Annotated in this window: 7 protein-coding genes; 3 read left to right on the forward strand and 4 right to left on the reverse strand. The window is 72.9% G+C overall.

Going from position 1 to position 7602, the window contains the following annotated elements; all coding sequences use genetic code 11:
• Window positions 1-28: 28 nt before the first annotated feature.
• The 4 genes from DEJ02_RS02230 to DEJ02_RS02245 all read right to left on the reverse strand — a co-directional run bounded on the left by DEJ02_RS02230 (window position 29) and on the right by DEJ02_RS02245 (window position 4398).
• Window positions 29-1579, reverse strand: coding sequence for a GMC family oxidoreductase (locus tag DEJ02_RS02230; RefSeq protein WP_111031842.1), 1551 nt, complete (start codon window positions 1577-1579; stop codon window positions 29-31).
• Entirely contained in the window at window positions 1576-2961 is a 1386-nt protein-coding gene (locus DEJ02_RS02235; protein WP_111031843.1) for an alpha/beta fold hydrolase, read from the reverse strand. The genes DEJ02_RS02230 and DEJ02_RS02235 overlap by 4 nt, the downstream gene beginning before the upstream one ends.
• Window positions 2962-3043: 82 nt before the next feature.
• Window positions 3044-4030, reverse strand: coding sequence for a hypothetical protein (locus tag DEJ02_RS02240; RefSeq protein WP_111031844.1), 987 nt, complete (start codon window positions 4028-4030; stop codon window positions 3044-3046).
• A gap of 116 nt (window positions 4031-4146) precedes the next feature.
• Window positions 4147-4398 (reverse strand): DUF4287 domain-containing protein, encoded by a 252-nt coding sequence (locus DEJ02_RS02245; RefSeq protein ID WP_111031845.1) that lies wholly within the window; start codon window positions 4396-4398, stop codon window positions 4147-4149.
• Between the two features lie 154 nt (window positions 4399-4552).
• Between DEJ02_RS02245 and DEJ02_RS02250 the strand changes: the two genes are divergently transcribed.
• From DEJ02_RS02250 to DEJ02_RS02260, 3 genes are read left to right on the forward strand one after another with little or no spacing between them, the layout of a single operon-like run.
• Window positions 4553-5668, forward strand: coding sequence for an amino acid ABC transporter permease (locus DEJ02_RS02250; protein WP_111031846.1), 1116 nt, complete (start codon window positions 4553-4555; stop codon window positions 5666-5668).
• Window positions 5668-6441, forward strand: a complete 774-nt coding sequence (locus DEJ02_RS02255) for an amino acid ABC transporter ATP-binding protein (protein ID WP_111031847.1) — start codon at window positions 5668-5670, stop codon at window positions 6439-6441. Before DEJ02_RS02250 ends, DEJ02_RS02255 begins: the two co-directional genes overlap by 1 nt.
• 39 nt (window positions 6442-6480) lie before the next feature.
• Window positions 6481-7497: a transporter substrate-binding domain-containing protein gene (locus DEJ02_RS02260; protein WP_111031848.1), complete on the forward strand. Its 1017-nt coding sequence runs from the start codon at window positions 6481-6483 to the stop codon at window positions 7495-7497.
• The last annotated feature ends 105 nt before the right edge of the window (window positions 7498-7602 follow it).

The raw sequence follows: 7602 nt of genomic DNA on the forward strand, positions 1-7602 counted from the left end.
GCCCCGACCGGGCGGTCGGGGCTCCTGCTCAGGCGGCCTGCAGCATGCGGTCGGCGGTGCGGAGCGAGAGCGCCATGATCGTCAGCGCCGGGTTCGCGATGACCGCGCTCGGGAACACCGAGTTGTCGGCGATCCACAGGTTCGGGACGTCCCACGAGCGGCCGTCCTGGTCGACGACGGAGGTCTCGCGGTCCGTGCCCATCCGCGCGGTGCCGATGGTGTGCGCCGTGCGTTCGAGCACCCGGACGTCCTGACCGCCAGCGGCCTCGACGATGGTCGTCATCGTGCGGACCGCGTGGCGGCGGATCGCTTCCTCGTTCGACCCCGGGGTGAAGGACACCCGAGCACGCGGGACACCGTGTTCGTCGAGTTCGTCGGTCAGCTCGAGGCGGTTGTCGTCGTACGGCAGGCACTCGGCGTTGATGCCGACGCCGGCCGAGAACGGGTAGTCCTGCAGCGCCCGGACGAGCTCGGCACCGCGGAGTCCGCCGCCCCGGACCAGCGAGGTCGCGAAGGTCTGCGGCTGCACGCCCAGGCTCTGGATGAGGTAGCCGCCCGCGAAGTCGGCGTCCGCCGGTCGGACGAAGTCCTCGGTGATGATCGACGACGGGTACCCGCGGTACGAGCGCATCGACTCGTCGAACCGCGCCCACACCTGGGTGGCTCCGTGCGCGGTGAAGTTCCGGCCGACCTGCCCGCTGCCGTTCGCGACACCGGTGTGCAGCAGCAGTCGCGGCGTCTCGACACCGCCCGCGGCGAGGACGAGGGTCCGGCAGCGCTGGCGGTGCTCGCGGCCGTCGGCGGTGTACAGGACCGCCTCGACCCGTCCCGCCGCGTCGAGCTCGATGCCGTGCACGAAGGACTCCGGACGGATCTCCGCACCGAACGCCACGGCGGCGGGCAGGTAGGTCGTGTCCATCGACACCTTCGAGCCGTTGCGGCAGCCCTGGTGGCAGGAGCCGCAGGACACGCAGGCCTGGCGCAGCCCGTGGTGCTCCTGGTGCCGGTCCTCGGTGGTCAGTCCGACCGGGGCATCGGTCGCGGTGATCCCGGCCGCCGCGGTGCCGCGCATCATCATGTCCGACGAGGCGTTCCGGGCCGGCGGGCGCATCCGGTAGCGGCGGGACGGGTCCCACGGGTAGTGCTCGGGGCCGGCGACGCCGACGTCGTGCTCGACCTGCTCGATCCAGCCGGTGAGTTCGTCGTGGCTGATCGGCCAGTCCTGCCCCGCGCCGCTCTCGGTCCGCAGCCGCAGGTCGTGCTCGCTCGGCCGCGGGGTGAACGCGCCCCAGTGCAGCGTCGACCCGCCGACGCCCGTGCCGCTGTTGTTCGGGCCGAAGGCCGTCGGGGCTCCACCGCCGCTCAGCCGCTCGTCCATCCAGTTGATGTCACCGGGGGCGGCGACCTCGTCCGGGACGTGGTCGCCCGGCTCGGTGTTGCGGCCGGCCTCGAGCGCGACGACCGTCAGGCCCCGGCGGGCCAGCGATGCGAGGAGCGGTGCTCCCCCGGCCCCGGTGCCGACCACCACCACGTCGACGACGTCGTCCGTGCCGTACGTGCGTTGTCCGTCGAGTCTCATCGTGCAGCTCCGGTCGTCGGTGCGGTGTCGATCGTGGTGGCGGTGCCGGGGTCGGCGGGGGCCTCGGGTTCCCAGGCCTCGCGCTCGCCCGCCGCGAGCAGCTGGAAGCCCTGCTTGCGGACGCCGTCACCTCCGTTGGCGTACCCGTCGAAGTCGATGGCTGCCATGGTGGCGGGGTGTGCGAGCCAGTGCTTCACGAGGTCGACGCTGGCGTCCTCGAACCACGCGCGCAGCTGCTCGGCGTCGAGGTCGCCGTCGGCGCGGTACCGCCCGACAGCCACGGACTCGAGGGCCTGGTCGAGCACGCCGTCGCGGGCGGGCGCAGCGAGGACGTCGAGCGCGGCACGGTAGGCCTCGGCGTCCACCGGCAGGCCGTCCGGCCGCCAGCCGTCACCGAGCCCCGCGGCCAGCTGCGCGTCGACCCGCAGTGCCAGGTCGACCTGGTCGGTGCCGGGCTGCGGGACGACGATCCGGGCGACGGCGCGCAGGGTGTCCAGCTGCGTCGGCGTGAGCGCGTGGGGTGCGGCGGCCGGGTCGTCGGGCAGGGCGCGCTGGGCCAGCAGCCCCCGCGTCCGGGCGCTGACCCGCGGCGAGGCGATCACGCGGGCGTGTTCCACGGGGACGACCGGCGACCCCGTGACCCGGCGCTGCCAGAAGTCGCGGATGCGCTCGGCCACGGCCTCGGGCTGTTCCCAGGGCAGCAGGTGGGCGGCCCCGTCGACGACGTGGAGCTCGCTGTTCGGCCAGTGCGGCAGGGTCAGGCGGCGCTGGGCGTCGGCATCGAGGTCACCGTCCTCGGCGCCGGCGAGCACCAGGGCGGGCACCGGGTTCGGTGCGGCGTCCGACCAGTCCTCGCGGCTCCCGCGGGACAGCCAGTCCGTCCAGGCGACGGGGTCGCTCCGCTCGACGTCCTGCACCGCCCGGCTGTGCCGCGCAGGCGCCAGGGGCGACGCTGTGTTGGCGGCGACGAACTCCTCGGCGTCCTCGACGGAGATCGGGCCGCCGGCAGCCCACGAGAGCATCGTCCAGCGGCGGTCGTCGTCCATCGGCTCCGGGGCGAGCGGGGACGCGGCGAGGAGCAGCACGGCCCGCAGCCCGAACAGGCCGTTCGCGCCGGAGATCGTGCGGTCGGCCACCACCGTGGCGACCTTGCCGCCCATCGAGTGTCCGAGGAGCATCCACTCCGTCGAGCCGCTCGCCCCGATCGCGCGCTCCACCAGGACGGCCATCTCCTCGACGGTGGTGCCGGACGACGCCGGGCTGCGGCCGAAGCCGGGCAGGTCGATGCCGATCAGGTCGAGGTCGCCGAGGAGTTCGGCGCGCAGCAGCGCGAACTCCTCGGAACTCGCGCCGAGGGCATGGAGACAGAAGACGGTGGTCACCCTGTATACCTACCCGTCGCTCGCGACCGCTCCCAGCCGGGCCGTACCCCGCCGGGTCGCGCGTGTACCCCGATCGACGGTGTCACCGGGCGTACGCGTCGACGAACAGCGCGCCCCGGAGCTCGCGCAGGGTGTCCGCCAGCCGGTCGACGGTCCGGCCGGAGATCCCCGAGACCTGGAGGTCGTACGGGCCGAGCGCGGGGAGCCGCCCGGTGCGGATGCGGACGACCTCCCACCCCACGGCGCGGACGGCGCGGTCCTTCTTCCGGTCGGTCTCCTGCCGCGGGCCGACGTGCTCGAGGCCGTGCCGACCGGTGGAGTCGTACTCGATGGCGACGCGGAGCTCGGGCAGGATGATGTCCGGCCAGGCCTCGACGTGGTCGAAGAACGGGCGGTCGAGTCGGATGGCGGAGTGGTCGTAGGTGAACGCGAGCCGCTCGGACAGCATGCCCCGGAGTTCGGCCTCGACCGCCGAGGCCGTCGCCGGGGCACAGACGCTCGTGAACGACTCACCCGACGGCAGCCGCGGGGTCTTCGGGCAGATCGTGCGGGGAACGGGCTGGGCGGTCCGCCGTGGCGCCCCTCCGGCCGAGCCGGCGACGGGCCGACGGGACCGGGACCGGGAACGGCTCGACGCGACGGCTCCGGCCGGGACCCCGCGCACCGGAGCCGCGGGCAGCGTCTGTCGTCCGGCACTCCGGACGACCCGCTGCGGCACGGGTACCGCCTGGGGCCAGTCCGACGGCAGCACCGGCCACCGCTGCGGTTGGGCCTGCACCGCGCACTCGGGGCACCAGACGGAGCGGCGGCGCTCACGGCCCGGGCGGGACCGCTGTTCGGACGGGGTCGCCACGAAGACGTGCCCGACGTCGCACTCCCAGGTGAGCAGGACCTCGGCCGCCGGGGGGACCTGGGTCAGGACGACACCGTGGTTCCAGTCGGGGTGGTACTGCCGGATGAGCACCGGGTACGGCGCCCAGTCGGCGCGGAACTGTCCCACGGCGTACGGCACCGCTTCGCCGCGCGACCACTGTCGGCGGCGCCACCACGCATCGACGGGTTCGGCCACGCCCCCACGCTAGGAACGACCACTGACACCCGCCGCACCACGCGGCACGACCGACACCCGCCGAACCACGCACCGCGGCCGACACCCGCCGAACCACAGGCGAGCGACGCGACCGCTCAGGCGGCCAGCGCGTGCTTCACGTAGGCGACCAGGGCGTTCGCGTGCCCGTGCCCGAGGCCGTGCTCGGCCTTGAGCCACCCGACGACCTCCATGTGCTGGTGGTCGTCGAGCCGGTCGGCGACCAGGTCGAGCCACTCCTGCACCGGGCGCCCGTACGTCGTCTCGATGCTCGGGAAGTACGACGCCGGACCCTTCACCTTGGTGCCGTCCGCCGGGGGCACCGGGGCGGTCACACGATGCGCTGTCATGGCGCAACGGTAGCGCTCCGTCGGCCGTCACGGAACGTCACGCAGGACACCGTTCTGTGACGCCGCGTTGCGCCGGATGGCCGGGTGTTGCGCCGCGTGGCGGGGTGTTGCGCGAGGCGTTGTCGGCGTCGGCCGGCCCTCCTACGGTCGCGACATGACCGAGACCACCAGGGCCCCGCAGTGGGAGGCGACCAGCGTCGACGACGCGGGCCGGACGACCGGGGCGAGCCGCGCCTCCAGGCCGGAGACGGCGACCATCGACGCGGCCGGACACGCCGCACTCGACCGTTCCGTCGTGCCGTTGCGGCACCCGCTGCGGTGGATCGCCGCGGCCCTGGTGCTCGTCGTGCTGCTGAACTTCGGCGAGACCCTGTTCACGAACGAGCAGTGGGGCTGGCCGGCCGTCGGCAAGTGGCTGTTCAGCCCCGCCGTCCTGACCGGCCTGCAGCTGACGCTCACCGCGACCGCGCTGAGCGCCGTGATCAGCTTCGCCGGCGGGATCCTGGTGGCCATCGCCCGGCTGTCGCACAACCCGGTGCTGTCCGGGCTGGCGTGGGGGTACGTGTGGCTGTTCCGGTCGGTGCCGCTCATCCTGGTGCTCGTCTTCCTGTACAACCTCGGGTCGCTGTACCCGACCATCGGCATCGGGATCCCCTTCGGGCCGCAGTTCGAGGTGCCGACCGCGAACCTGCTCGGCGACCTGGCGATCGGGGTCATCGGGCTGAGTCTCAGTGAGATCGCCTACGCGTCCGAGATCGTCCGCGCCGGGGTGCTCGCCGTCGACCACGGCCAGCACGAGGCCGCGCAGGCGCTCGGGCTCCCCCGTCGCCGGCAGTTCGTGCGGGTGATCATGCCGCAGGCGCTGCGGTCGATCGTCCCGGCGTTCGTGAACCAGGTCGTCGGCCTGCTGAAGGCCTCGTCGCTGCTGTTCTACGTGTCGCTGCTCGACCTGTTCGGCGTGGTGCAGAACCTGTCGAGCACGTACCCGGGCGACATCATCCCGCTGCTCGTCGTCGCCACCATCTGGTACCTCGTGCTCACCAGCGCGGTCTCGATCGTGCAGTACTACGTCGAGCGCTGGACGGCCCGCGGCTCGGTCCGTGCGCTGCCGCCGACACCGTGGCAGCGGGTGCGGAGCGCGCTGCGGGGCGGCGGGACCGGACGTGGTCCGGGACGGCCTGGAGGCGCGGGTCGCCGCACGAAGGCAGCCGCCGCCGAGCGCGCGGTCGCGTCCGGGTCCGCTTCCACCGTCGACGAGAGGAGCATCTGATGAGCGCCGCCATCGCGATCCACGGGGCCGTCAAGGTGTTCGGCGACACGGTCGTCGTCGACGGCATCGACCTGTCGCTGCCGTCCGGCAGCGTGACCGTCGTCCTCGGCCCCTCCGGTTCCGGCAAGTCCACGCTGCTCCGGGCGATCAACCACCTCGAGCCGCTCGACCGCGGGGTCGTCACCGTCGGCGACGAGCCCATCGGCGTCCGCCTGCGCACCGGCCGCGACGGGGTCCCCCGCTGGAAGGAGCTGCCCGAGCGGCACATCCTGCGGCAGCGGTCCCGGATCGGCTTCGTGTTCCAGCACTTCAACCTGTTCCCGCACCTCACCGCGCTCGAGAACGTGGCCGAGGGGCCGATCGCCGCCGGAGTCCCCCGTGCCGTGGCGCGCGACCGCGCGGCGGCCCTGCTCGAGCGCGTCGGACTCGGCGACCGTGGCGACACCCGCCCGCGGCAGCTCTCCGGCGGGCAGCAGCAGCGCGTGGCCATCGCGCGGGCGCTGGCGCTCGAGCCGTCGGTCGTCCTGCTCGACGAACCGACCTCGGCGCTCGACCCGGAGCTCGTCGGCGAGGTGCTCGGGGACATCCGGGGGTTGGCGGACACGGGCACCACGCTCGTCATCGTCACGCACGAGATCGCCTTCGCCCGCGAGGTCGCCGACCACGTCGTGTTCCTCGACCACGGGCGGGTCGTCGAGCAGGGGCCGCCGGCCCAGGTGCTCGACCACCCGCAGCACACCCGCACGCGCGACTTCCTGTCCCGCGTCCGCTGACCCTGATCCCTGATCCCTGCACGCACCCCAAGGAGAACCATGTCCACGACCACCCCGTCCCGCTGGCGCAACCGCGCCGGCTTCCTCGTCCTCGCAGCCGGCGTCGTCGTCGCCCTCGCCGGGTGCTCCGCGGGCGCTTCCGCCGACACGAGCGGCGCACCCGACGGGTCCGTCACCATCGGCGCCGCCTCGAACGGTGCGGCCAAGGAGACGACCTTCGAGGTCACCGAGGACACGAAGCTGCACGACGCGCTCCCCGCCGCCGTCCGGAAGTCCGGCAAGCTCACGATCGGCGTCGGTGCCCTGCCCGCCGGGTTCCCGCCGCTCGCCTTCACCGGTGACGACCAGAAGACGATCACCGGTTCCGAGCCCGACCTCGGTCGGCTCGTCGCCGCGAAGCTCGGGCTGCGCGCGGACGTGCAGAACGCCACGTGGGACAACCTGTTCGTCGGGATCGACAGCGGCAAGTACGACGCCGGGTTCTCGAACGTCACGGTGACCGAGGAGCGCAAGGAGAAGTACGACTTCGCCTCGTACCGGCAGGACAACCTGGCGTTCCAGGTGCTGGCGTCGAGCTCGCTGCGCTTCGACGGCGACCCGTCCGTGCTCGCCGGGAAGACCCTGTCCGTGAGTTCCGGCACGAACCAGGAGAACATCCTGCTCGAGTGGCAGAAGGAACTCCGGGCGAAGGGCGAGGACTTCACGATCAAGTACTACCCGGACGGCAACGCGATCAAGCTCGCGCTCGACTCGGGCAAGATCGACGCGTACTTCGGCCCGAACCCGACGATCGCCTACCAGAACACGCAGAGCAAGGGCACCGCGAAGGAGACGAAGACCGCGGGCACGTACTCCGGCGCCGGTTCGTCACTGCAGGGGCTCATCGCCGCGACGACGAAGCAGGGCAGCGGCATCGCGAAGCCCGTCGCGGCGGCGATCGACGAGCTCATCGAGGACGGCACCTACGCGAAGTGGCTCGCGGCCTACAACCTGTCGAACGAGGCCGTGAAGACGTCCGAGGTGAACCCCGAGGGCCTGCCGCTCGACAACAGCTGAGGTGCGCCGTGACACCCCGGTGGCCGTCGTGGTCGCGGGGGTGTCGTGGGTTTCTCCGACACGCACCAGATGTGTGCGCACCGAACGCTATGCAGCCCGTCGAAG

The organism is Curtobacterium sp. MCLR17_042, from assembly GCF_003234695.1.
In the GTDB taxonomy this organism is placed as follows: Bacteria; Actinomycetota; Actinomycetes; order Actinomycetales; family Microbacteriaceae; genus Curtobacterium; species Curtobacterium flaccumfaciens.